The 22,927-nt window shown below is 67.7% G+C and carries 18 protein-coding genes; 11 read left to right on the top strand and 7 right to left on the bottom strand.

The genetic code is table 11. From position 1 onward, the window contains the following. The first annotated feature begins 64 nt into the window (after positions 1–64). Positions 65–922 (top strand): SDR family oxidoreductase, encoded by an 858-nt coding sequence (locus ACQ5DX_RS18735; RefSeq protein ID WP_430333989.1) that lies wholly within the window; start codon positions 65–67, stop codon positions 920–922. Positions 923–1,003: 81 nt separating this feature from the next. Here ACQ5DX_RS18735 and ACQ5DX_RS18730 read toward each other — a convergent pair whose 3' ends face one another. Further along, positions 1,004–2,611 carry an MFS transporter gene (locus ACQ5DX_RS18730; protein ID WP_430333988.1) on the bottom strand — a complete coding sequence of 536 codons (1,608 nt, stop codon included), beginning with the start codon at positions 2,609–2,611 and terminating at the stop codon, positions 1,004–1,006. Between the two features lie 532 nt (positions 2,612–3,143). Between ACQ5DX_RS18730 and ACQ5DX_RS18725 the strand changes: the two genes are divergently transcribed. After that, a complete protein-coding gene (locus tag ACQ5DX_RS18725) occupies positions 3,144–4,340 on the top strand; it encodes an Ig-like domain-containing protein (protein WP_430333987.1) in 1,197 nt (398 codons plus the stop codon). A 24-nt stretch (positions 4,341–4,364) separates the two neighbouring features. Further along, positions 4,365–5,495 carry an Ig-like domain-containing protein gene (locus ACQ5DX_RS18720; RefSeq protein WP_430333986.1) on the top strand — a complete coding sequence of 377 codons (1,131 nt, stop codon included), beginning with the start codon at positions 4,365–4,367 and terminating at the stop codon, positions 5,493–5,495. Positions 5,496–5,550: 55 nt separating this feature from the next. Here the strand turns inward: ACQ5DX_RS18720 and ACQ5DX_RS18715 are convergent, their stop codons facing one another. Beyond that, positions 5,551–6,252 (bottom strand): GTP pyrophosphokinase, encoded by a 702-nt coding sequence (locus ACQ5DX_RS18715; RefSeq protein WP_430333985.1) that lies wholly within the window; start codon positions 6,250–6,252, stop codon positions 5,551–5,553. A 26-nt stretch (positions 6,253–6,278) separates the two neighbouring features. Then, positions 6,279–6,863: a carboxymuconolactone decarboxylase family protein gene (locus ACQ5DX_RS18710; protein WP_430335738.1), complete on the bottom strand. Its 585-nt coding sequence runs from the start codon at positions 6,861–6,863 to the stop codon at positions 6,279–6,281. A 167-nt stretch (positions 6,864–7,030) separates the two neighbouring features. Here ACQ5DX_RS18710 and ACQ5DX_RS18705 point away from each other — a divergent pair, with 167 nt between their 5' ends. Together ACQ5DX_RS18705 and ACQ5DX_RS18700 are read left to right on the top strand one after the other, a co-directional pair. Further along, a complete protein-coding gene (locus ACQ5DX_RS18705; protein WP_430333984.1) occupies positions 7,031–7,777 on the top strand; it encodes a TetR/AcrR family transcriptional regulator in 747 nt (248 codons plus the stop codon). A 131-nt stretch (positions 7,778–7,908) separates the two neighbouring features. Beyond that, positions 7,909–9,555, top strand: coding sequence for an AMP-binding protein (locus ACQ5DX_RS18700; RefSeq protein WP_430333983.1), 1,647 nt, complete (start codon positions 7,909–7,911; stop codon positions 9,553–9,555). A 21-nt stretch (positions 9,556–9,576) separates the two neighbouring features. On the opposite strand, the gene ramB is transcribed toward ACQ5DX_RS18700, so the two are convergent. Then, a complete protein-coding gene (gene ramB, locus ACQ5DX_RS18695) occupies positions 9,577–10,986 on the bottom strand; it encodes an acetate metabolism transcriptional regulator RamB (RefSeq protein WP_430333982.1) in 1,410 nt (469 codons plus the stop codon). Positions 10,987–11,407: 421 nt separating this feature from the next. Between ramB and ACQ5DX_RS18690 the strand changes: the two genes are divergently transcribed. The 4 genes from ACQ5DX_RS18690 (at position 11,408) to metE (ending at position 17,373) form a co-directional block, all read left to right on the top strand. After that, entirely contained in the window at positions 11,408–12,250 is an 843-nt protein-coding gene (locus ACQ5DX_RS18690; RefSeq protein WP_430333981.1) for a hypothetical protein, read from the top strand. Positions 12,251–12,687: 437 nt separating this feature from the next. Further along, positions 12,688–13,977 (top strand): isocitrate lyase, encoded by a 1,290-nt coding sequence (gene aceA / locus ACQ5DX_RS18685; protein WP_430333980.1) that lies wholly within the window; start codon positions 12,688–12,690, stop codon positions 13,975–13,977. 91 nt (positions 13,978–14,068) lie between these two features. Further along, positions 14,069–14,965, top strand: a complete 897-nt coding sequence (locus ACQ5DX_RS18680) for a 3-hydroxybutyryl-CoA dehydrogenase (protein ID WP_430333979.1) — start codon at positions 14,069–14,071, stop codon at positions 14,963–14,965. A 119-nt stretch (positions 14,966–15,084) separates the two neighbouring features. Beyond that, the gene (gene metE, locus ACQ5DX_RS18675; RefSeq protein WP_430333978.1) at positions 15,085–17,373 is read left to right on the top strand and encodes a 5-methyltetrahydropteroyltriglutamate--homocysteine S-methyltransferase; all 2,289 of its coding nucleotides are present in this window, start codon (positions 15,085–15,087) and stop codon (positions 17,371–17,373) included. 67 nt (positions 17,374–17,440) lie between these two features. Here metE and ACQ5DX_RS18670 read toward each other — a convergent pair whose 3' ends face one another. After that, positions 17,441–18,991: a cellulase family glycosylhydrolase gene (locus tag ACQ5DX_RS18670; protein WP_430333977.1), complete on the bottom strand. Its 1,551-nt coding sequence runs from the start codon at positions 18,989–18,991 to the stop codon at positions 17,441–17,443. Between the two features lie 186 nt (positions 18,992–19,177). Here ACQ5DX_RS18670 and ACQ5DX_RS18665 point away from each other — a divergent pair, with 186 nt between their 5' ends. Beyond that, entirely contained in the window at positions 19,178–20,218 is a 1,041-nt protein-coding gene (locus tag ACQ5DX_RS18665; protein WP_430333976.1) for an NAD(P)-dependent alcohol dehydrogenase, read from the top strand. A gap of 168 nt (positions 20,219–20,386) precedes the next feature. Beyond that, positions 20,387–20,608 (top strand): hypothetical protein, encoded by a 222-nt coding sequence (locus tag ACQ5DX_RS18660; protein ID WP_430333975.1) that lies wholly within the window; start codon positions 20,387–20,389, stop codon positions 20,606–20,608. Between the two features lie 33 nt (positions 20,609–20,641). Here the strand turns inward: ACQ5DX_RS18660 and ACQ5DX_RS18655 are convergent, their stop codons facing one another. Continuing rightward, positions 20,642–21,505: a polyphosphate kinase 2 family protein gene (locus ACQ5DX_RS18655; RefSeq protein WP_430333974.1), complete on the bottom strand. Its 864-nt coding sequence runs from the start codon at positions 21,503–21,505 to the stop codon at positions 20,642–20,644. A 39-nt stretch (positions 21,506–21,544) separates the two neighbouring features. Then, complete coding sequence (locus ACQ5DX_RS18650; protein ID WP_430333973.1) at positions 21,545–22,918, bottom strand: ABC1 kinase family protein; 1,374 nt, start codon at positions 22,916–22,918, stop codon at positions 21,545–21,547. Positions 22,919–22,927: the final 9 nt, after the last annotated feature.

Below are 22,927 nucleotides of genomic sequence, written 5' to 3'. Positions count from 1 at the left end.
TACGAAAAATAAGTGGATTATGGAGCGTGAACGAAGCATTGAAGGTTCAACATCGGGAGTTCTCATGACCATCGCCGTCACCGGCGCCACCGGACACCTCGGTCGTCTCGCCGTCGACGCCCTGCTGCGACGCGGTGTCCCCGCGTCCGACGTGGTCGCCGTCGTCCGCAACCCGGAGAAGGCCGCCGACCTCGCGGCGCTCGGCGTCCAGGTCCGCACCGCCGACTATGCCGACCGCGCCGCTCTCGACGCCGCGTTCGCGGGCGTCGACAAGCTGCTGCTGATCTCGGGCAGTGAGGTGGGCGGTCGCGTGCCCCAGCACACCAACATCATCGACGCCGCGAAGGCCGCCGGCGTCGGCCTCGTCGCGTACACGTCCATCCCGGACGCGCCGAACAACACGCTCCAGCTGGCGCAGGAGCACCAGGTGACCGAGCGCCTGCTCGCGGAGTCGGGCATCGACCACGTGCTGCTCCGCAACGGCTGGTACTGGGAGAACTACACGAACGACCTCGTCGGGACCGCCGAACGTGGCGTCCTGGTCGGCAGCGCCGGCGACGGCCGGGTCGCGGGTGCGGCCCGCGCCGACTACGCCGAGGCGGCCGCCGCGGTCCTCACCTCCGACGAGAACCAGGCCGGCAAGGTGTACGAGCTCGGCGGTGACGAGCACCTGACGTATCCCGAGCTGGCCCAGGCCATCTCGAACGTCACCGGCAAGCCGGTCGAGTACCGGAACCTTCCGGTCGCCGAGTATCAGGGTGTGCTCGAGTCCGTCGGGCTGCCCGCCCCGGTTGCCGGTGTTCTCGCCGACGCCGACGCGGGTGTGGCGACCGGCGTCCTCGACGTCGCCAGCGGCGACCTGCAGCGGCTGATCGGACGGCCGTCGACCCCGCTCGAGACGGTGCTGCGCGCCGCGCTCTGACCGCCCCGTGAACAGCTGAAGGGTCCCTTCATGCGCGGACAGCGCACGAAGGGACCCTTCAGCTTCCTGAGAGGGGAGCGGTCAGTGCATCCCGACGGCACCCTCGGTGGGCAGGTCGGCCTTCTCGGCGCGGACCAGGACCACCACCACCGGGCTGATGACGAGGATGAGTGCACCCGCCCAGCCGAACGCGTGCGCGTAGCCCGCCACCTCGGTGCCGAACACCCAGTCCATGACCTTGCCGACGAAGTCCTGCGCGGGCTGCGGCATGGCCGCGATCTGCTCGGGCGTCGGCGGTGTGGCGTTCGCCAGGTCCGACGGGATGGCATCGGTGGGGAAGCCGGGCGGGGGAGTGGGTGCCGGGTTGTCGGCCTGGAACGCATCCTTGGCCGACGCGTACACCGTGGTGAACAGCGCGGTGCCCAGGGCGCCGCCGACCTGGAGCGTCGCGTTCGCGAGGGCGCTGGCGGCGCCGGCGTCGTGGTTGGGGACGCCCAGCAGTGCCAGGTTCTGCATCGGCACCATCAGCAGGCCCAGGCCGAAGCCGAACGTCGCCAGGCCGGGGAACACGTGGGTCCAGTAGGAGCTGTCCACCTCGATCTGGGTGAGCAGGAACAGGCCGGCCGCCGCGACGGTCGGTCCGACGACCATCAGCGGCTTGGGCCCGATGCGGGTGGTGAGCTGCGCCGCGATGGTCGACGCCAGCACGATGAAGCACGCCATCGGCAGCGAGCCGACGCCCGACATCACGGGGCTCAGTCCCATCACGATCTGCAGGTAGAACGTCAGGTACAGCGTGCCGCCGAGCAGCGCGGCACCCACCAGTGCCGACCCGATGAACGCGGCGCCGCGGTCGCGGTGCCACGGAACGCTGAGCGGCAGAAGCGGATTGGCGGTGCGCTTCTCGACGAGCACGAACGCGATCAGGGCGACCAGGCCGATGCCGATGAACAGCAGCGTCTGCGTCTGCAGCCAGCCGTGCTCGGCCTTGGTGAAGCCGTACACCAGTGAGCCCAGGCCGATCGCGACCAGCACGGTGCCGGGCAGGTCGTAGCTGGTGTCGCCGTGCGCCTTGGTCTCCTTGACGATCGGGAGCGTCACCGCGATCGCGAAGATCGCGACGGGGACGTTCACCAGCAGGCACCAGCGCCAGTCGACGTACTGCGTCAGGACGCCGCCGAGCAGCAGGCCGATCGCGGCGCCGCCGCCGGAGATCGCGCCGAACACCGCGAATGCCTTGGCCCGCTCCTTCTCCCCGACGAACGTCGTCGTGAGGATCGCGAGCGCGGCCGGCGCGAGCAGCGCCGCGAACACGCCCTGGCCGGCGCGCGCGACGAACAACTGCATCCCGGTCTGCGCGAAGCCGCCGACGGCCGACGCCACCGCGAAGCCCGCCATGCCGACCATGAACGAGCGCTTGCGGCCCCAGAAGTCGGCGATGCGACCGCCGAGCAGCAGCAGCGCACCGAACGCGAGCGCGTACGCGGTCACCACCCACTGCCGGTCCAGGTTGCTGATGCCCAGGTCCTTCTGGGCGTCGGGCAGTGCGATGCTGACGATCGTGCCGTCGAGGACGACGGTCAGCTGGGCCAGTGCGACGATGCACAGCACGAGCCAGCGGCGGTCGTGATTGGGATTGTCGTTTGCGGGGGCGTCGGGACTCGCGGTCACCTGGACGTCTTGGGACATGCAGTTCCTACCGGATCGGGGGCACGGACGACTGTCGCGGCCCAACAGGGAGACGCTACCGGCGAGCTGGGCCGAGCGACAATCGAATTCGGGACGATCGTCGGGATCGTCACACGGAGCGCTCCGGGGATTGTGCTCCGCGGTGAAGTGTGAGCAATCGGAGCGCGGCGGTGGCCGAGGGCATGGTCGATCCACCGCACGATCGCATCACGGGCCGATCGGCCGGTCGCACGTTCGGTCGCGGAATCGAATTGCGGAGGAAAATTATCCGCCCGATTGTCGGCAGTTCACCGTTTCGTATCGAAAATCGCTGAGTAGCGGAGACGTTCGGTCGATTCACCGAATTCGGTGCCGCTGGTTGACTGGTGTCAATTGCATTGCGCAACAAGGGGTCTCGAGTCATCGAAACCTACGGTTACGTAGTCGCAGCTTGACGTAAAGGGTTTCTTTTGCGTCTATACGAAGTTTGTAAAGGTGATGTACCTTCCTGGTCGATCGCACCAAACAGGTTGCCCCCCAATGAGAGGACACCATGACTTCCCGCGCGACTCGTTTCGCCACACTTGCCGGCCTCGTGGCCGGCGTTGCGGCGGTGGGCGTTCCCGCTGCGCATGCGGCGCCCGTTCCCGTCACGACCGCCACCACATTCCAGGTCACATGCAACGCCGTGCCCAGCGCATTCAGCGGCCCGACGGCGGACGGCAAACCTGCCACCGTCGCGGTGACGGCGCCGCCGTCGGTGGCACCCGGCGAGACCTTCGACATCGTGATCGACCCCGGCACGGTCCAGATCCCGAACAGCGTCAGCGGCGCCGACGTCAAGAAGATCTCCCGCGCCAAGATCGACCTGCCGATCCCCGCGAACGCGGAGTTCATCGGTGCCGGCATCGCGGATCCGGGCAACCTGACTGCGGGTGTGCCGGCCTCGGTCATCCGGGTCGACGAGGCCGGAAATCCGTCCGCGACCGGATCATTGCTGCGACTGTCGGGCAACAACGTCACGATCGGCAACGGGCCGTCGTCGTCGACGTCGTCCCACGGCGGCCTGGCAGTCAACGCGCAGTCCGGTGCGACCACCACGCTCGCGTTCCCGAAGATCCGGATCACGCTGAAGGCGGGTGCGTCCGGCACGATCGAGCCCGTGGTCCGAACTGCCGGTGCGGCCGGGGCCTTCGGAACCCCCGAGTCCTTCCTGACCTTCCTGCCCCAGGTGAGCCACTGGCTTGCCGGCACCATCTGGGCACCCACCTACTGCTCGCCGCGAGACACTCCCGAGAGTGGACTGAACTCCGGCGCGGGACCGCTCGCCACCATCGCCATCGAGGGCGATCCGGTGGACCCGGGAACCGGTGCCGAGACCTCCGCGACGATCGACGGTCCCGTATCGGCGAGCACCGGTGAGAAGGTGTCGTTCGCGTTGAACGTTGCCCCGGAAACGGCAACCGGGACAGCGCAGTTCATGGTCGACGGCAAGCCGGTGGGCGATCCGCGCCCGGTGGTCCGGGGTATCGCGCGGCTCGACCTCACGTTCGGCAAGCCCGGCGTCAAGGTCGTCACCGCGGTGTTCACCGACAGCGACGGCAAGCAGTACACCACCGCGTCCCACGTGCTCACGGTCACCGGCGGTGACACCGGACCTGTCGACCCGCAGCCCGAGAACCCCGGCGGCACCGGCAGCCTCGGCGGCCTGCTGCCCGGACTCGACCTCGGCTCGCTCGGCGGACGCTGACCAAATCTTCCGAAAGGCAACGCAATGAAGATCTCCAATGTGGCGAGCATGCTTGCGGTCTCGGCGCTTACCGCCGGGGGTGTGCTCACGGTGGGTGCGCCCGCCGCCTCGGCCGACCCCGTCACGAAGACCGTCTCGTTCGAGCACAAGTGCCGCGTCAACGGGTTCACCGACTGGGACTACTCGTTCAACGACAACCTTGAGGTCACCGCGCCCGACGCGGTCCGGCCCGGCGCGGAGTTCACCGTCCGCCTGCACCCCGGTGCGATGCGCACCTCCGACTCCGACACCGGCCGACTCAAGTACGACTTCGCGGTTCCGAAGGGCGCCGAACTGCTCTCGTACGCACTCGTGCCCGGAACGTCGAGCAACCTGATCGGTGAGGCGCCGACGCTGCTGCGGGTCGGCACGGACGGCAAGACGAACCCGGCGGGCGAGTACCTGCGGATCACCGGCACGAGCAACCTCACCATCTACGACGGTCCGAGCCCCAACGACAACAGGCCGAAGGAGGGCCTGCAGGTCAAGGCGAACACGGATTTCCGTTTCCCCGCCGTGGAACTCACGCTGCGTGCCGGTGCCGAGAACACCCCGGTGACGACCGCGGTCCGCGCCGGTGCGGCCACCCCGGTGATCAAGATCCGGGACACCAGTATGAGCTTCGGCGAGTCGCGCTGGGTCAACGGCGCCGGTTACTGCGTCGCGGCGGGTGCCGGGCGGAGCGCGGTCTCGACCACCGAGGTGTTCTCGGTGAACCAGACGCAGACCGCGGTCGAGGTCGCGCTCGAGGCGCTCACCGGCGACGACGTCCGGATCGCGGCCGACGTCGCACCCAACCCCGGCGAGGGCGTGGTGGAGTTCTACGACGGCGCCGACCTCATCGGCAGCGCTCCGCTGAACGCCGACGGTCACGCCGAGATGGTCTGGCCGTTCCGTGACCAGGGGGAGCACCCGATCACCGCGAGCTTCGTCGGCACCAAGCGATTCGCGTCGTCGACCTCCGACGACAAGACCGTGACCGTCACGGTTCCGGGTGTCGTCGTGGTCGAACCCACCGATCCGACCGGACCGACCGACCCGACCGGGCCGGGCGGGGCGGGATCGCTGTCGAGCCTGCTGCCGGGGCTGACCACCGGTTCACTCGGCGGACGCTGACATCGTCACACCGCCGGACGGAGCGTGAGTGCCGTCCGGCGGGTTTGCGTGCGCATCACTCCGGCAGCCGCATCCGCAGCGCGTCGAGCAGTTGCGGCGGAAGGGTCACCTCGGGGCCGTCGTCGGCCACTCCCGGCCGGGCCTTGATCTTCGCGAACTCGTCGTTGAGCCGCTCCATCTTCACGTCCAACCGGTGCGCGGTCTCCGCGGCCTCCGTGAGCTCGGCCAGCAGTTCGGCCGGCACCTCCCGGTTGAACTTGTAGTAGATCTTGTGCTCGAGGCTGGCCCAGAAATCCATTGCGATGGTGCGGATCTGGAGCTCGATCGGGACGCGCTGCACCCGGTCGCTCAGGTACACGGGTACCTCGACGATCAGGTGCAGGCTCTTGTAGCCGTTCGGCTTCGGGTTCGCGATGTAGTCCTCGACCTCGCGCACCTCGATGTCCGGCTGGCTCGTGATCATCTCGGCGATGCGGTAGGTGTCGGAGATGAAGCTGCACGTGATCCGCACCCCGGCGATGTCGAGGATCTGTTCGCGCACGTCGTCGAGCGTGAGCGGGCACCCGATGCGGCGCGCCTTGCGGATGATGCTCTCGGGCGTCTTGAGCCGGGAGGCCACGTGCTCGATGGGGCTGTAGAGATTGATGTGCGTGAACTCGTCCTTGAGGATGTTCACCTTGGTCAGCAGCTGAGTGATTCCGAACCGGTACGACACCATGAAACGGGAGAAATCGGTTCGGAGTTGCTCAGGGTCCACGGACTCCAGTGTGCCATCGGTCCGGTTCAGAAGTCGGGCTGGATCCTCAGGGTCCCGATCGTCGTGGCCAGACCGTCGTACTGCGTGACCAGCAGACAGAACTCGACCAGGCGCCGATCGTCGAGGTGCGCGGCCAGTGTCGACCACGTCACGTCGTCGATGTCGTCGGTCGCGACCAGCTGGTCCGTCGCCGCCATCATCGCGCGGTGTCGCGGGCTCCAGTCGGGATGGTCGGGTCCCGTCAGTATTCGGTCGAGGATCCGCTCCGTCACGCCGGCCCGGCGGCCGAGCCGGATGTGGTGCTCCATCTCGTAACGGCACTCTCGCAGGTGTGCGACGCGCAGGACGACCAGTTCGATCTCGAACCGGGACAGCTTGGTGCCCGGGAGCAGCATCAGCACGCCGGAGTAGTGCAGCCAGCCGCGGAACAGTCCACCGGTGCGGCCCAGGGTGCTGAACAGGTGCGCGTCCTTCGTCCGGGACCCGAGTGAAAGCACTCGCCAGGTGGCCCAGTTGACGAGACCGAGTTCCCGCAGCCGCCCGGGCGCGACACGCGGCTCGGTGCCGTTGCCGGTCTTCTCGCCGTGTGCGGTCACTCGGATCCCACCCATCCGTTTCGTTCCGGTCATCGAGTCTGTCCCACCCTTTGCTGCCGCGCGGTAGGACGGACGCTAACATCGCGCGACGGATCTGTCGGGAAAAGCGAGAGCCCCGGTAGGATCTCGACATCAATCAAGCGTTCGATTGATCGAACAGCACGAGCAGGGGGAGTCCCCAGGTGGCATCGACCCGGCGCGAAGAGATTCTGTTCCACGCCGCGAAGCTGTTCAGCGAGAAGGGTGTCGCGGCGACCACGGTGCGGGACATCGCCGACGAGGTCGGCATCCTCTCCGGCAGTCTCTACCACTACTTCGGGTCCAAGGATGCGATTGTCTTCGAGATCGTGATCGCGTACGTCGACGACCTCAACGAGCGCTTCGAGGCCTCGCTGGTTCCGGGGGAATCCGGCCGCGAACGCCTCGACCACATGGTCGCGGTCGCGTTCGCCGCGGCCGTCGACCATCCCTTCGCGACCGAGATCTATCAGAACGAGCGTGCGCTCGGGACTCGGTTCGGGGACGGGCAGATCGCGAAGGCGGTGCGCCGCGCCAACGACTACTGGGCCGACGCGATCGACGGCGGCGTCGCATCGGGTGAGTTCCGCAGTGATCTCGATCCGCGGCAGTTCCACCGCATGCTCCGCGAGTCGGTGTGGTCCACCGTGCGCTTCAACCGTGCGACGCTCGCCGCCGACGCGGAGCGCCTGCGCCACGACCTGATCGCCGTGTTCCTCGACGGCTGTGCGACCGGGGCGGGGGTGGCGTCGGCGCCGATCCCGGCGGCGTCGCCGTCCGGATCGGGTCCGGCCGGCGAAAGCGTCGATGCCGTCGACGTTTCGGAGATCGCCGAGTTGCGCCGTGACGTCCGCGAACTCAAGGAGGCGATCCGCGAACTGCGCGCGCTCCGCGCGGTCCGCGGCGGCTGATCGGCGCGGCCGACGGGCCCGGCGCGGCGTTGACTTGGTGTGTGACCGGGGGCATACTCTGGCCCGGACGCGGTCAGTCAAGCAATTGCTTGATTGACCACGAGTCGGACGGTGCGGGACAGGAGTCGGTTGTGGGGATCGGAATTGGTGCCGCGTCGGGAGCGCTCGACATCGCGGTGGGTGACTTCGCCACCGCACCCGAGAAGTTCACCGAACTGAGCGTCAGCGAGATGGTGCGTCACTGGGCGCTCACCACGCCCGACCGGACGGCGTTCGTGACGCCGGACGCGCGGGTCACGTGGGCGGAGTACGACGCGGCCGCCGACCGGATCGCGTCCGCGCTGGCCGCGCTCGGGGAGGACGAACCAGGTGCCGTCGCGCTGTACCTGCCGGACACGATGATCGTCCACGCCGCGCTGTGTGCCGCGTACCGGACGGGCCGCATTGCGGTCGGCATCGGATCCCGTTCGGGCGTACGCGAAGTGGCGCATCTGATGCACCGGGCCGGTGCCCGCACGCTGATCACCACGCGCACTCTCCGCGGCGAGGACACCGCCGCGCTCGTCGCGGAACTGCACGCCGGCGACGGCGGGCCGCAGCACGTGCTCTACGTCGACGACCGCGGATCGGTGACCGTCGAGGACGTCGACGGGCAGCAGGTGCCGGTCGACGAGCGCCGGTTCGACGCCACCAGCCCACGATTCGGCATCGGCGACGTGTCCATGCTCAATTCCACGTCGGGCACCACCGGCCTGCCCAAGTTGGTGACCCAGACCGAGCACCGGTGGATCGCGTTCTCGACGGTTGCCGTCCGTGCCGGACGGATCACCGGCGACGACGTCTTCTTCGGCGCGGTACCGGCCCCGTTCGGTTTCGGGCTGTGGACCGCGCACTTCCTGCCCGCGCTCCTCGGAGCCCCCACCGTGGTGCTCGAACGGTTCAGCGCGGACGTCATGATCGACCTGCTCGAGCGTGAGCGGGTGACCGTCCTGCACTGCGTCAGTACGCAGTTCAAGATGCTGCTGCGGTCCGAGCGGGCCCGCACCGCCGACCTGTCCGCCCTGCGTGCGATGTTCACGGGCGGCGAGGCGGTGCCGTACTCGGAGGCCCTCGAGTTCGAGCGGCGTACGGGCGCGGCGGTGCTGCAGTTCTACGGCTCCAACGAGACCGGAGCGGTGAGCGTCACCACCGTCGACGACGACCCCGACACCCGGCTGCAGACGTGCGGTCACCTGCTCGCGAACATGCGGGTGCGGGTGTTCGACGACACGGGCGTGGAGGTGGTCGGCGACGAACGCCGCGGCCAGCCGGGCGTCAACGGACCGCTCATGTGCCACGGGTACTGGGACGACACGGCCGCCGACGCCGAGCTCTACACCGACGACGGTTGGATGCTGCTGGGCGACATCGTGGAGATCGACGCGGCCGGACGCGTCCGTGTCGTGGGGCGCAAGGCGGACATCATCATTCGCGGTGGCAAGAACATCTCGGCGGTCGAGGTCGAGGAGTTCGTGCGTGCCCATCCGGCCGTCGCGCTGGTCGCGGTGGTCGGCGTCCACGACGAGCTGTTCGGCGAGAAGGTGTGCGGCGTGGTGGTGACGACCGACGGCGCGGAGCTCACCGCGCCCGAGCTGTCGGCGTGGCTCGCCGAGCAGGGCGTCACCCGTGAATACATCCCCGAGCACGTCGTCACCGTCGACGAACTTCCCCTGGCTCCGGGCGGCAAGGTCGCCAAGGGGTCCGTCAAGGTCCTTGCCGAGGACCGCCTCAGCCGATGAGGCCGACCGCGTCCCGGTGGATCAGTGAATCATGTACGGCGACACCGAGCTGCGGTGCTCGTTGATGTCGAGGGCCTTCCCCAGCGGCGGGAACGCGCGCTGCGGGCAGTTGATCCGTTCGCACACCCGGCAGCCGGCGCCGATCGGGGTGGCGGTGTTGCCGCCCAGGTCCAGTCCGTCGGCGTACACGACGCGGGGCGCGTGCCTCAGCTCGCAGCCCAGGCCGATCGCGAACGTCTTGCCCGGCTGGCCGTACCGCGACGCGCGCCGCTCCACCGTGCGCGCCACCCACAGGTAGTTGCGGCCGTCCGGCATCTGTGCGATCTGGGTCATGATCTTGCCCGGGTAGGCGAACGTCTCGTACACGTTCCACAGCGGGCACGTGCCGCCGCTCGACGAGAAGTGGAACCCCGTGGCGGACTGGCGCTTCGACATGTTGCCCGCGCGGTCCACCCGCACGAACGACCACGGCACCCCGCGCTGCTTCGGACGCTGCAGCGTCGACAGGCGGTGGCAGATGGTCTCGTAGCTGATCGCGTAGAACGCCGACAGCCGCTCGATGTCGTAGCGGAAGTCCTCCGCGATCTCGTGGAACTGGCCGTACGGCAGCACCGTCGCGGCCGCGAAGTAGTTGGCCAGGCCCAGCATCGCCAGCGAGCGGGCCTCGTCGGACGTGAAGTTGCCCTCGTCGACGAGCCTGCGTAGCAGGTCGCCGCACTCGAGGTAGGCAAGCTCGGTGGCGAACTTGAACACCTGCTGCCCGCCCGACAGTGCCGGCGAGATCTCCAGTACCCGCGTCTCGGGGTCGTAGCGGTGCAGCACGTTCTCACCGAGGTCGATGCGCCGCACGATCTGGACGTCGTGCAGGTTCTCGAGCCGTCGCGCGATTCCGTCCGCGATGTCGCCGCGGTGGAAGCGCAGCCGCGCCGTCAGCTCCTCGGCCGCGGTATCGAGATCGTGGATGTAGTTCTGCCGCTGATAGAAGTAGTCGCGGACCTCTTCGTGCGGCATCGTGATCGAGCCGCTGCCGCTGCCGTCGCTGAACCGGTCCTCGGTGGCGGCGGCCAGCTGGGCGGAGGTGTTGCGGTAGCGGCGGTGCATGTTCACCATCGCCTTCGCCAGACCCGGATGCGACGACACCATCTCCGCGATCTCCTGCGCGTCGGCGTCGATCCCCATGTCCTCGTCGAGGGCCACCTCGCGCAACTCGGCGATCAGGCGGGTGTCGTCCTGCGACGAGAAGAACGTCGTGTCTACCCCGAACACCTCGCTGATCCGAAGCAGAACCGGCACGGTCAGCGGCCGCACGTCGTGCTCGATCTGGTTGAGGTAGCTCGCGGAGATTTCCAGCGTCTTGGCGAGGGCCGCCTGGCTCAGGCCGCGCTCCGTCCGCAGCTGTCGCAACCGGGCGCCGACGAAGGTCTTGGACATGACGTCAGGGTACGAGCGTGCTGCTAACCGTGCAAAGGGTTGGGTTAGCAGTGGGGGCGAAAAGGGGAGGACTTCTCGGGCCGAGACCGCAGCGTGACGAGGGAATGACCCACCCGTCGCGGGTCGAGGGGCCGACCGACCGAACATTACGTTTTTCGAACGACTCTTGACATCTCGGTGACGGTGGCAAAGGCTGGGCGACAGTCAGTGCTCGGTTGTGTAAAGCATTGCTCGCTAGGCAGTTTGGGGCGTGGGGCGGGGGCTCGCGCGTCCCGAGCGAACAGACGTGGGCTCCCGCCTTCGTGACGGAGCTCCCGGCCTGCGCCAGCCCTCCGAACAGGGCGTCGGCCGTCCCTTGTTCCAGTGCCTGTGGTCACGGCCCGTGGCCCCGTTGCTCTACCAGGTTCCGTCAGAGGTAACGATGATCTTCACCTCGAAGCGTCGCTCGCGTGGCGCCGTCCAGCCGCCGTCGCTCTTTCCGTCCGCCGTCTCGGCTGACGACACGGCACCACCGGCGGACGTCGCGACAGTGCTGCCCGACGAGCAGATCGTCGGGGAGCCGCAGGACCTCGACGCGATCTCCGTGGCAGCCCGATGGCTGATTCTCTCGACAGACATCAGCCACGCCTTCAGCCGCGCGCTGCTGCCGGAGTACTTCGAGGTGCCGGAGCAGCCGAGCATCGCGGTGTGGATCGTCGAGCCGCTGTCCGCGGACTCCGACGAGGTGGGTGTGCCCGAGGGCCGGCTGTTCGCCGGGTTGTCGTGTTCGTGCCTGCTGCCCGGCGAACAGGACGAGAGCGCGTACACGTCCGATCTTCTGGTGGGTGCCCCGATCGTGGACGGGGACCGCAGCCCCTTCGCGCTGCCGGAGCTGCCGCAGGCGGCACTGAGTTTGGTGAACGGTGTCGGCGGCATGGGGTTCTCGATCCCCCCTGCCGACGGGGGCGGGCGTGGACTGGTGGGCCGGGTCGAGCTGTCGGATTCCGGGTCCGAGCAGGTGCGGTTGACGCCCGACTGGCTCGCCTGCCAGTCGTGGCGGACGGATCTCGTCCAACCCGTCGGAGTTGTGAGCAGCGGGGGACCGGGCGACTTCGTCCACACCCAGTGGGAGGTGACCCGGTTGTCGCCGACCGTCACCGGTTCGGCCGTCGTCGATTGTGCGGAGTTCGGTCCGCGTGCCTATGACCTCTCCTCGGCCGCCTCGCTCGACGCCCGCTACGGCTTCGCGAGGGTGGAGATCGTCGGACGGCAACCCGGGGCCTAGCGTCCCGATCGGCGTCGTCGAGGTATCTGTAACCCGCGTTCGCGTTCGTTCCGCTGTACGGAACGGTGTCCGATTCGTGTGATTGCCCTCACAGGCGGAACGGCGCGCTGTGAAGAGTCGCCACCCGGGGCATCCGGCGCGTGTCCGATTTCACGTTCGGCGACCGTGTCCGATTCTCGCGCGAATGCCGAGGTAGAAGGCTACTTGCGGGTAACTTCCAATGCTACTGATCGGTAACCCAAGCAACTGCTTGGCTGTCAAGAAATTAGCAAGCTTTGCAGATTGAAATGAAAACCTAGCGAAGGTTGGCATTAGCAACAGGTAGACGACGGTTTTCGGCTGTGCCATTCTCGGCTTGTACATCCGAACGGCCTGGCAACGATGTGAAGCAGTACATCCGTACCGGTCGAAGCAGCAGAGAAGAAGTGGAGCTTTCGATGTCGACCACCGGCACCCCGAGGACCGCAGAGCAGATCCAGCAGGATTGGGACACCAACCCCCGCTGGAAGGGCGTCACCCGCAACTACACCGCGGAGCAGGTCGTCAAGCTCCAGGGCACCGTGGTCGAAGAGGCCACCCTCGCCCGCCGCGGCTCCGAGATCCTCTGGGATCTCGTCAACAACGAGGACTACATCAACTCGCTCGGTGCGCTCACCGGCAACCAGGCCGTCCAGCAGGTCCGCGCGGGCCTCAAGGCCATCTACCTCTCGGGTTGGCAGGTCGCCGGTGACGCGAACCTCTCCGGCCACACCTACCCGGACCAGAGCCTCTACCCGGCGAACTCGGTGCCGCAGGTCGTGCGCCGCATCAACAACGCGCTGCTGCGTGCCGACGAGATCGCCAAGGTCGAGGGCGACACCTCCGTCGACAACTGGCTCGCTCCGATCGTCGCCGACGGTGAGGCCGGCTTCGGTGGCGCGCTCAACGTCTACGAGCTGCAGAAGGCCATGATCGCGGCCGGTGTCGCCGGCTCGCACTGGGAGGACCAGCTCGCGTCGGAGAAGAAGTGCGGCCACCTCGGTGGCAAGGTGCTCATCCCCACCCAGCAGCACATCCGCACCCTGACCTCCGCGCGTCTGGCCGCCGACGTCGCCGACGTCCCGACGGTCGTCATCGCCCGTACCGATGCCGAGGCCGCCACGCTGCTGACCTCCGACGTCGACGAGCGTGACCGCGAGTTCCTCGACGGCACCCGCACCGCCGAGGGCTTCTACGGCGTCAAGAACGGCATCGAGCCCTGCATCGCTCGCGCCAAGGCCTACGCCCCGTACTCCGACCTCATCTGGATGGAGACCGGCGTGCCGGACCTCGAGGTCGCGAAGAAGTTCGCCGAGGCCGTCCGCGGCGAGTTCCCGGACCAGCTGCTGGCCTACAACTGCTCGCCGTCCTTCAACTGGAAGGCGCACCTGGACGACGCGACCATCGCGAAGTTCCAGAAGGAGCTCGGCGCGATGGGCTTCAAGTTCCAGTTCATCACCCTGGCCGGCTTCCACTCGCTCAACTACGGCATGTTCGACCTGGCGCACGGCTACGCCCGCGAGGGCATGACCGCCTTCGTCGACCTGCAGGAGCGCGAGTTCAAGGCCGCCGAGGAGCGTGGCTTCACCGCCATCAAGCACCAGCGTGAGGTCGGCGCCGGCTACTTCGACTCGATCGCCACCACCGTCGACCCCAACACCTCGACGGCTGCCCTCAAGGGCTCCACCGAAGAGGGCCAGTTCCACTAGTTCTCTCCACCCCCAAGGAGGGATCGGCAGGGTGTCCTCCGTGCCGATCCCTCCCCTGGGACCGACCTCCACTTCCCGAAAAGGAGCTGACGTGACCAGCGAAAAGATTCAGCGCGTCGGCGTGATCGGCGCCGGCATCATGGGTTCCGGAATCGCCGAGGTGTGCGCTCGTGCACACGTCGACGTGCTGGTGTATGAGCCGAGCCGCGAACTTGCGGCGGCCGGACGTGCGCGCATCCTGCGCTCCCTCGATCGCGGAGTGAGCAGCGGCAAGATCACCGAGCGGGAACGCGAGCAGGCCGCCTGGCGGCTGCGCTTCACCTCCGATCTCGGCGACTTCGCAGACCGGCAGCTCGTAGTGGAGGCCGTCGTCGAGGACGAGAAGATCAAGAGTGAGATCTTCGCCGAACTCGACCAGATCGTGACGGATCCGGACGCGGTGCTCGCATCGAACACCTCGTCCATCCCGATCATGAAGTTGGGCATTGCGACCAAGGCGCCCGAGCGCGTCATCGGCATGCACTTCTTCAACCCGGTGCCCGTCCTCCCGCTCGTCGAGCTGGTCACCACTCTCAAGACCAGCCCGGCGGTGTCCCAGCGGGCGGAGACCTTCGCGAGCGAGCTGCTCGGCAAGCAGGTCGTGCGTTCGGCGGACCGTTCCGGTTTCGTCGTCAACGCCCTCCTGGTGCCGTACCTGCTCTCCGCGATCCGCATGGTGGAATCCGGGTTCGCCACCAAGGAAGATGTCGACAAGGCGATGGTGCTCGGATGTGCGCACCCGATGGGCCCGCTCGCGCTGACCGATCTGGTGGGGCTTGACACCGTCAAGTCGATCGCCGACTCGATGTACGAGGAGTTCAAGGAGCCGCTGTACTCGGCACCGCCTCTGCTGCTGCGGATGGTCGAGGCAGGGCTCGTCGGCAAGAAGTCGGGCGCCGGCTTCTACGAGTACGCCGACAACGGCCGTGTCACCAAGAAGGCAAGCTAGCCCGCACTTCACGGCAACACCAAGCCCGCTCCTCGGCGCCCGTGCGCCTTCTCCGCGCTCTCTCGGCAGCGGACAAGGCGCACGGGCTCGAGTGGCTTCGAAGGGAAAGGTCGATCCGAATGTCCGCCGCAAACACCGCCGGGTACGGATCCAGCGTCCTCGGATACCCGCGCATCGGGCCCCGTCGCGAACTCAAGCGGGCCCTCGAGGCCTACTGGCACGGGACGGGCACCCAAGCTGAACTCGTCTCCGTCGCACAGGAATTGCAGGAGCAGACCTGGAGCGAGCTGGCCGCCACCGGGTTGACGCAGGTCCCCGGCAACACGTTCTCCTACTACGACCACGTCCTCGACAACGCGCTGCTGTTCGGGGCGGTCCCGGAGCGGTTCGCCCCGCTCGAGAGCGAGCTCGACCCGCTCGACTTCTACTTCACGATCGCTCGCGGCCGGCCCGACTTCCCGCCGCTCGAGCTGGTGCGGTTCTTCGGCACCAACTACTACTACCGGCAGCCCGAGCTGTCCGAGCACTCGACGTTCGAGTTGCGATCGGACACTCTGCTCGACGAGTTCGAGCGTGCGAAGGCCATGGGCATCGAACTGCGTCCGGTGGTGCTCGGGCCGGTGTCGCTGCTACTGCTGTCGAAGATCGCCCCCGGCTCCACACAGGAGGGCTTCTCGACGCTCGACCTTCTCGACCGGCTGCTCCCGGAATACGAGAAGCTGTTCGCGCAGCTCGCCAAGGCCGGCGCGACGTGTATCCAGCTGGACGAGCCGTCCTTCACCGAGGACCGTACGCCCGAGGAACTCGCGGCACTCGGGCGTGCGTACGACACGCTCGCGCACGCCCCGCTGCGTCCGCGGATCCTGGTCACCGGACCGTACGGGCATCTCGGCGAGGCGCTGCCGATCCTCGCCGCCACCCCTGTGGAGGCGCTCGGTCTGGACCTGGTGAACGGTCGCATCACCGCCGAGGAACTCGCGAAGATCCCCGGCATCAGGCGCAAGCGGATCTACGCGGGCATCGTCGACGGCCGCAACGTGTGGCGCGTCGACCGCTTCAACACGCTCACCTACCTGAACAAGATCAAGGACGTCACTCCCGACCTGGTCGTGTCGACGTCGTGCTCGCTGCTGCACGTCCCCTACGACGTGCTCATGGAGTACGACATGCCCGGCGACGTCGCCGACCGCCTCGCCTTCGCGAAGCAGAAGGTCGGCGAGGTGGTCTCGCTGGCCAAGGCGCTCACCGAGGGTCCGTCCGAGCGGTGGCGCAAGAAGCCGACGTCGGTGCACTTCAAGCAGAAGCACGACGTCCGCGCGCGCGTCAACGCGATCAGGCCCGCGGACCGCGTCCGCGCACCGTACGAGGAGCGGCGCGTCGCGCAGCAGGCACGGTTGGACCTGCCGCTCGTGCCGGCGACGACGCTCGGGTCGTTCCCGCAGACCGACGCGATCCGGCAGGCCCGCTACGACCTCGGTCAGGGTCGGCTCGGCTGGGACGAGTACTACAAGCGCATCCAGGACGAGATCGCGAAGACCATTGCGTTGCAGGAGGACATCGGCCTCGATGTGTTCGTCCACGGCGAGCACGAACGCAACGACATGGTCCAGTACTTCGCGGAGCTGCTCGAGGGTTACGCGTTCACCCACAACGGCTGGGTGCAGGCGTACGGCTCGCGGTGCACGCGTCCGCCCGTGCTGTACGGCGACATCCGCCGCCCGAAGGCGATGACGGTCGAGTGGATCACGTACGCGCAGTCGCTCACCGACAAGCCGGTCAAGGGCATGCTCACCGGTCCGGTGACGATGCTGGCGCGGTCGTTCGTCCGGCAGGACCAGCCGCTGCACGAGACCGCCGACCAGTTGGCGCTCGCGATCCGCGACGAGATCGCGGACCTCGAGGCCGCGGGCATCGTGATCATCCAGGTCGACGAGCCGGCGATCCGGGAACTGTTGCCGCTGCGGGAGACCGGGCGCACGGAGTACCTGGACTGGGCGGTCGACGCGTTCCGGCTGGCCACCGGTGGTGCGAAGCCGGAGACGCAGATCCACACGCATCTGACGTACTCGGGCAAGCGGTCGGTGGTCGATGCGATCGAGCGCCTGGACGCCGACGTCACGGCCATCGTCGCGACCCGTTCGATCAGCTGGGTGCTGGAGGCGATCAAGGAGAAGGCGCTCACGCACGGTGTCGGTCCCGGTGTCTACGAGAGCCGATCGGCGCGGATCCCCGACATCGACGAACTCGACGAACTGCTGACCGAGGCCGCCGAATCGGTGGACCTCGACCGGCTGTGGGCGAACCCCGACGGCGGGCTCAAGACCCGTCACTACTGGCAGCTGGAGCCGTCGCTGCGCAACCTCGTCGCGGCGGCACGGCGTTTGCGGCGGCGTGCCGCGCAGGGGTAGGCACGCCGACCCCTGCAGCACACCGGGATCGGATCGTCTGCGGATCCGATCCCGGTGTGCTGTGTTTCTAGGACCCGGTGCTGCCGAGCGATCCGGTACTGCCGAGTGAGCTGCTGCTGCCGGACGATCCGGTGCTGCCGGACGATCCGGTGCTGATCGGCCCGTCGGGCACGTCGATTCCGGGCGATCCGAGGCGGTTGATCTTCACGGTGACGGGGGCGGTGCCGTCGGCGACGACGGTGACGACCCGGGCGCCCGGTGCCGACGTGGCATGGCCGCCGTCGACCGTCACCTCGTAGCCGCTCGGGTAGTGCAGATCCGACACGAAGATCTCGGTGGGCTTGGTCGCGGCCCGCGGGGTGTAGCGGTAGGCGAAGTCGCCGTTGTCGGCGTCGAAGATCATTCGCCCGGGTACGCCTGCCGTGGCCTGCGGGTAGGTGCGAACGAGTTGACGTCCGATGTCACCGAGAAACGGATCCGGCTTGGGCGAGGGCCCGAAGCTCGACGAGTAGTGCCAGTACTGCCATCCGATGAAGCGCTCGTCGGCGCGCGCGAGGGTGTTCTCGAGGACGGTGGCGTCGCCGTCACCGAACTCGGTGACCAGCGCGGGGATCTGCGTCCGCTCGGTGAACGAGTCGATGTTCCCCCACGTCTTGCCCTGCTGAGCCGAGCAGAGGGAACGCAGCGACTCCGGCAGTCCCAGATAGATCGCCATCTGGCTCGGGATGCAGTAGTCGTGCGGGGCGAGCACGACGTTCGGGTCGGTGATCGCGGGGGTGCGGGGCGGGTCGCCCATGTACGACGGCATCGTCTCGTTCCACGTGACGTTCGGCTCCCAGAACACGGGGATGCTCGAATTCGCCTGCCGGACAGCGTTGGTCAGCTTCTGCATCGCGGCCTGGTACTTGGCGTCGAACCCGGGGCACCCGTTCGGGAAGCACGAGACGAACGCCGAACCGGGCCACGGTTCGTTCATCAGCTCGATCCCCAGCACGCCGGGCTTGCCGTGCACGCGCTCGGCCAGGGCTGCCAGGGCGGTACCGAGGTAGTCGAGTGCACCGTGCGTGTTGCCCCACACCTCGTCCCAGCCGGCGTTCATGCTCGGCATGAGGTAGTACAGCGGGAATCCGGGATTGGGCTCCCACGGCTGCGGCCGTGACTCGATCGACCATTCCGGGAACCCGTTGCCTCCCCACTGCGGCGCGAGGCCGTCCTGGTGGTTGTCGAGGAGGACATGGATGCCGCGCGCCGACAGGACGTCGACCACGCCGGCGACCCGATCGAGGAAGGCGGTGTCGATCACGCCGCGGCTCGGCATGAGCGCGTCGAACGACACACCGAGTCGGACGGTATTGAAGCCGTGCCCCGCAAGCAGATCGGCGTCGGCCGCGGTGAGCGTGAAACCGTCACCCGGTTCGACGTACGGAGCCGCCTTGTCGACGTTGTTCACTCCGTGCAGCAGCACCGTGCGGCCGTAGCCGTCGACCAGGCTCGTGCCTTCGGTGTGCAGCGCCGAGATCGGGCTGGACTGCGGCGCCGCGACGGCGGCGGTCGACGGTACGAACAAGAGTGCGCAGGCTGCGACCACCGCAGCGACGACAGAGCCTGATCTACACATCCCATCCCTCGTTTCGTGTCGAGTGGGCACTTCGCGCCGAGAACGTGGACATCTGTCCAATTGCGGCGATGGTAGACGGAACCGGGTACCCTGGGTGGGCGTTTCGCCGAAATCGGCTTCCGGCGTCTCCGCAGGTCATGTGGCCTTCGTTGCGCATGCTTCCGAACACCCGGTAGGCATGTAGGCATGATCGACGTCTCCGCCTACGCAGCGAACTCCCCCGACGGCCCGCTCGAGAAGACCACCATCGAGCGCCGTGACGTCGGCCCACGCGACGTGCTCATCGAGATCAAGTACGCGGGCATCTGCCACTCCGACATCCACACCGCTCGCAACGAGTGGGGTGGCACGGCGTACCCGGTGGTGCCCGGCCACGAGATCACCGGCATCGTCGCCCAGGTGGGATCCGGGGTCACCCGGCATGCGGTGGGGGACCGGGTGGGTGTCGGCTGCTTCGTCGACTCGTGCCGCACGTGCTCGAATTGCGAGGCCGGGGAGGAGCAGTACTGCGAGAACGGCGTCGTCGACACCTACAACACGGTGGGGCGTGACGGAAAGCGCACGGCCGGGGGATATTCCACGCACATCGTGGTCGACGAGGACTTCGTGCTCGCCATTCCGGACGGACTCGGACTCGATGTCGCGGCACCGCTGCTGTGCGCCGGGATCACGCTGTACTCGCCGCTCGCGCACTGGGGCGCCGGCCCGGGCAAGAAGGTCGCGATCGTCGGGATGGGCGGTCTGGGGCACGTCGGCGTCAAGATCGCGCATGCCATGGGCGCCGAGGTGACCGTGTTGAGCCAGTCGCTCAGCAAGAAGGACGACGGACTGCGCTTCGGCGCCGACCACTACTACGCGACCGCCGAGAAGGAGACGTTCAAGGCGCTGCGCGGCCGGTTCGACCTGATCCTCAACACCGTCTCGGTCAACCTCGACATGGACCGGTACCTGTCGATGCTCGCGGTCGACGGCACGCTCGTCGAACTCGGCCTGCCCGAGAACCCGATCAGTGTCCGCGGCTTCTCGCTGCTCAAGAATCGCCGCAGCCTCGCCGGATCGCTCGTCGGCGGCATCCCGCAGACCCAGGAGATGCTGAACTTCTGCGCCGAACACGGCATCGGAGCGGAGATCGAGCTGATCTCGGCGGACAGGATCAACGAGGCCTACGACCGCGTCGTCGCGAGCGACGTGCGCTACCGCTTCGTGATCGACGCCGCCACGTTCTGACCGGCTGCCGCTCTCGCTCGCATCCTGACCTGTCGCCCACGCGATCGCGTGGGCGACAGGTCATTTCGGGTGTCGGCTGCGACCGGTCGGTTTCTCGCGCACTCGCCCCGTGCGGCGTAGCGTCAGGGCACGGACCTCTATGCGTCGCATTCGAGGAGGGAGTTGCAGATGACCATCAACGACTTCGCCGGATGGGCCGGATACGGATTGGCGCTGACCGGCATCGCCACGATGGGACTGTTCCTGGTGGCCGCCGGGGGTGGATTCGCCGGGTGGGCCTTGATCGCCGGGCTCGTGTCGTTCACGGCGTTCGCGCTGTCTGCCGCGATCTTCGGAGGCGTCACCCGCCACGATCACAAGATGCACCACAGCACGCCGCACATGCTCTGAATAGACCTGAATCGACGCCGTCGGCGATCGCGGTCAGGAGCGGGACAAGCGCGCCTTCTCGACCTCGACGTCGAACTCGGCGAGCGGCCAGTCCAGGTCGAGGCGCGCGAGCGCGTCGATCAGTAGCTCCGTCACCGCGATTCGGCTGTACCACTTGCGATCACACGGCACGACGTACCACGGCGCGTGATCGGTGGACGTCTTGTCCAGCATCGCCTGGTACGCCTCCTGATACTGCGGCCACAGGGCCCGCTCGGAGACGTCGCCGGGGTTGTACTTCCAGTACTTGTCGCGTCGCTCGAGCCGTTCCGCCAATCGCTGCTTCTGCTCGTCGAGCGAGACGAACATCGCGACCTTCACGAGCGTCGTCCCGTTGTGGACCAGTTCGCGCTCGAACTGGTTGATCTCCTCGTAGCGGCCATGCCACACGTCCGGCGGCACCAGATTGTGCACCCGGACCACCAGCACGTCCTCGTAGTGCGAACGGTCGAAGACGCCGAGCTGGCCGCCCCGCGGCAGCGCCTTGTTGATCCGCCACAGATAGTGATGGCGCTTCTCCTCGGGCGTCGGTACACCGAACGCCGCATGGTCGACGCCCTGCGGATCGACGTGCCCGATGACGTGCCGCACCATGCCGCCCTTCCCGGCGGTGTCCATGCCCTGCAGGATCAGCAGTACCGACCGCTTGTCGCCGGAGCGGCCGTTGGCGTACAGCTTCTCCTGCAGCGCCGACAGCATTGCGCCGCGCTCCTCGAGCAGGCGTTCACCGTCGGTCTTGCTGCCGACGAAGCCGGGCGTCGCCTTGGGGTCGATCTTCGAGACCTTCGTGTGCGGTCCCGCGCGCAGTGCCTCGATCGCCGGTGTCTTCCACAGTCCGTCGTGCCCGTGCGGTGCCATGCACAGACTGTGCCACAGCGAACCCGGGCCGGGAAGGATTCAACGAGCGCGGCGCCAGTGCTGCTCTGCGACACCGAGTTCGGTCGCCGGAGGGTCGCCGTACACCCACTCGCGTCCGATGCGGTGCCAGTTGGCACTCGCGTCGAGTTGTCCCAGGACGCCGAAGGTCAGGAAATCGGCCCGGCGCGAGAACAGATGCTCTGGCGGCAGATTCTGGCCCTTCATGCCGGAGAACTCCGACGCCCGCGGGTCGATCGCGAGCAGGAAGCCGGTGCTCGCCATGTCGGGGGTGATCGCGATTTCCTCGTCCACGAGATTCCACTCGGCGGCGGCGTAGACGTAGTCGATGCACTCGTCGGGCGTCACGTCGGCGCCCGGCGCGATGACGCCCCGCCGCACCAACAGTGCGTACAGGTCGTCCTTGCGGCCCTCGGTCGCCGCCTGCAGGCACAGCTTCTCGAACTCGACGTGCTCGGCGTCCATCCGATTGAACAGTCCGAAGTCGACGAAGCCGACCCGGCCGTCCGCGCCCAGCAGCACGTTGCCGGGGTGCGGGTCGCCGCAGAACTCGTGATAGCGGTACAGCGAGCCGATGTAGAAGCGGAAGACGATCTCGCCGATGCGGTTTCGTTCCGCCTGGGGGAGATCGCGGATCCCGGCGAACCCGGTGCCGTCGAAGAACTCGCTCACCAGCACCCGCCGGGTGCTCAGCTCCGGGAGGCTGTCGGGGACGGCGATGAACGGGTGGTCGGCGTACAGGCGCGCGATCTGGTGCTGCGTGCGGGCCTCACGCTCGTAGTCGAGTTCGCCCTCGAAGTTCAGTCGCAGTTCGTTGAGCAGTGCGGGGGTGGACAGCGTCGGAACCGTCGATTTCCAGATCTTCAGGAACATCGTCAGGTTCTTCATGTCGGCGCGGATCGCGGCGTCGATGCCCGGGTACTGCACCTTGACCGCGACGTCGCGGCCGTCGTGCAGGCGGGCGCGGTACACCTGACCGATCGACGCGGCCGCGACGGCGTCGGGGTCGAAGTCCGCGAACACCTCGGAGATCGGGCGGCCGTAGTCGGCTTCGACGACGCCGCGCATCGTTTCGAACGACGTCGTCGGCGCCTGGTCGCGCAGTGCGGCGAGCTTGCGCTGGAAGTCTTCTCGATGCTCCTCGGGAACCAGATCGAGGTCGAGGATCGACAGCATCTGGCCGAGCTTCATCGCCACGCCCTTCATGCCGCCGAGGACGGTGACGAGCTGGTCGGCGGCCGCGATCGCGGACTTTTCCGCCAGGCGGGAGCGGACCTCCTCCGAACGTCCGAGCATCGACACCCGGGTGCCGGCGTTGCGGATGGCGCGACCGGCGGCGACCTGGCCGAGTTTCGAGCCCCGCACGAGTCGGGATGTGGGAACCTTGTCGGCCAACGAGGACCT

Origin of the sequence: Rhodococcus sp. ACT016 (genome assembly GCF_050477185.1) — a bacterium.
Classification (GTDB): Bacteria; Actinomycetota; Actinomycetes; order Mycobacteriales; family Mycobacteriaceae; genus Prescottella.
This window is presented reverse-complemented; position numbering and strand designations above follow the sequence as displayed.

Coding starts and splice junctions, on each gene's coding strand:
- ACQ5DX_RS18735 (WP_430333989.1), top strand. CDS start 65: ATGACCATCGCCGTCACCGGCGCCACCGGACACCTCGGTCGTCTCGCC.
- ACQ5DX_RS18730 (WP_430333988.1), bottom strand. CDS start 2,611: ATGTCCCAAGACGTCCAGGTGACCGCGAGTCCCGACGCCCCCGCAAAC.
- ACQ5DX_RS18725 (WP_430333987.1), top strand. CDS start 3,144: ATGACTTCCCGCGCGACTCGTTTCGCCACACTTGCCGGCCTCGTGGCC.
- ACQ5DX_RS18720 (WP_430333986.1), top strand. CDS start 4,365: ATGAAGATCTCCAATGTGGCGAGCATGCTTGCGGTCTCGGCGCTTACC.
- ACQ5DX_RS18710 (WP_430335738.1), bottom strand. CDS start 6,863: ATGGGTGGGATCCGAGTGACCGCACACGGCGAGAAGACCGGCAACGGC.
- ramB (WP_430333982.1), bottom strand. CDS start 10,986: ATGTCCAAGACCTTCGTCGGCGCCCGGTTGCGACAGCTGCGGACGGAG.
- ACQ5DX_RS18690 (WP_430333981.1), top strand. CDS start 11,408: ATGATCTTCACCTCGAAGCGTCGCTCGCGTGGCGCCGTCCAGCCGCCG.
- aceA (WP_430333980.1), top strand. CDS start 12,688: ATGTCGACCACCGGCACCCCGAGGACCGCAGAGCAGATCCAGCAGGAT.
- metE (WP_430333978.1), top strand. CDS start 15,085: ATGTCCGCCGCAAACACCGCCGGGTACGGATCCAGCGTCCTCGGATAC.
- ACQ5DX_RS18670 (WP_430333977.1), bottom strand. CDS start 18,991: ATGTGTAGATCAGGCTCTGTCGTCGCTGCGGTGGTCGCAGCCTGCGCA.
- ACQ5DX_RS18665 (WP_430333976.1), top strand. CDS start 19,178: ATGATCGACGTCTCCGCCTACGCAGCGAACTCCCCCGACGGCCCGCTC.
- ACQ5DX_RS18660 (WP_430333975.1), top strand. CDS start 20,387: ATGACCATCAACGACTTCGCCGGATGGGCCGGATACGGATTGGCGCTG.
- ACQ5DX_RS18655 (WP_430333974.1), bottom strand. CDS start 21,505: ATGGCACCGCACGGGCACGACGGACTGTGGAAGACACCGGCGATCGAG.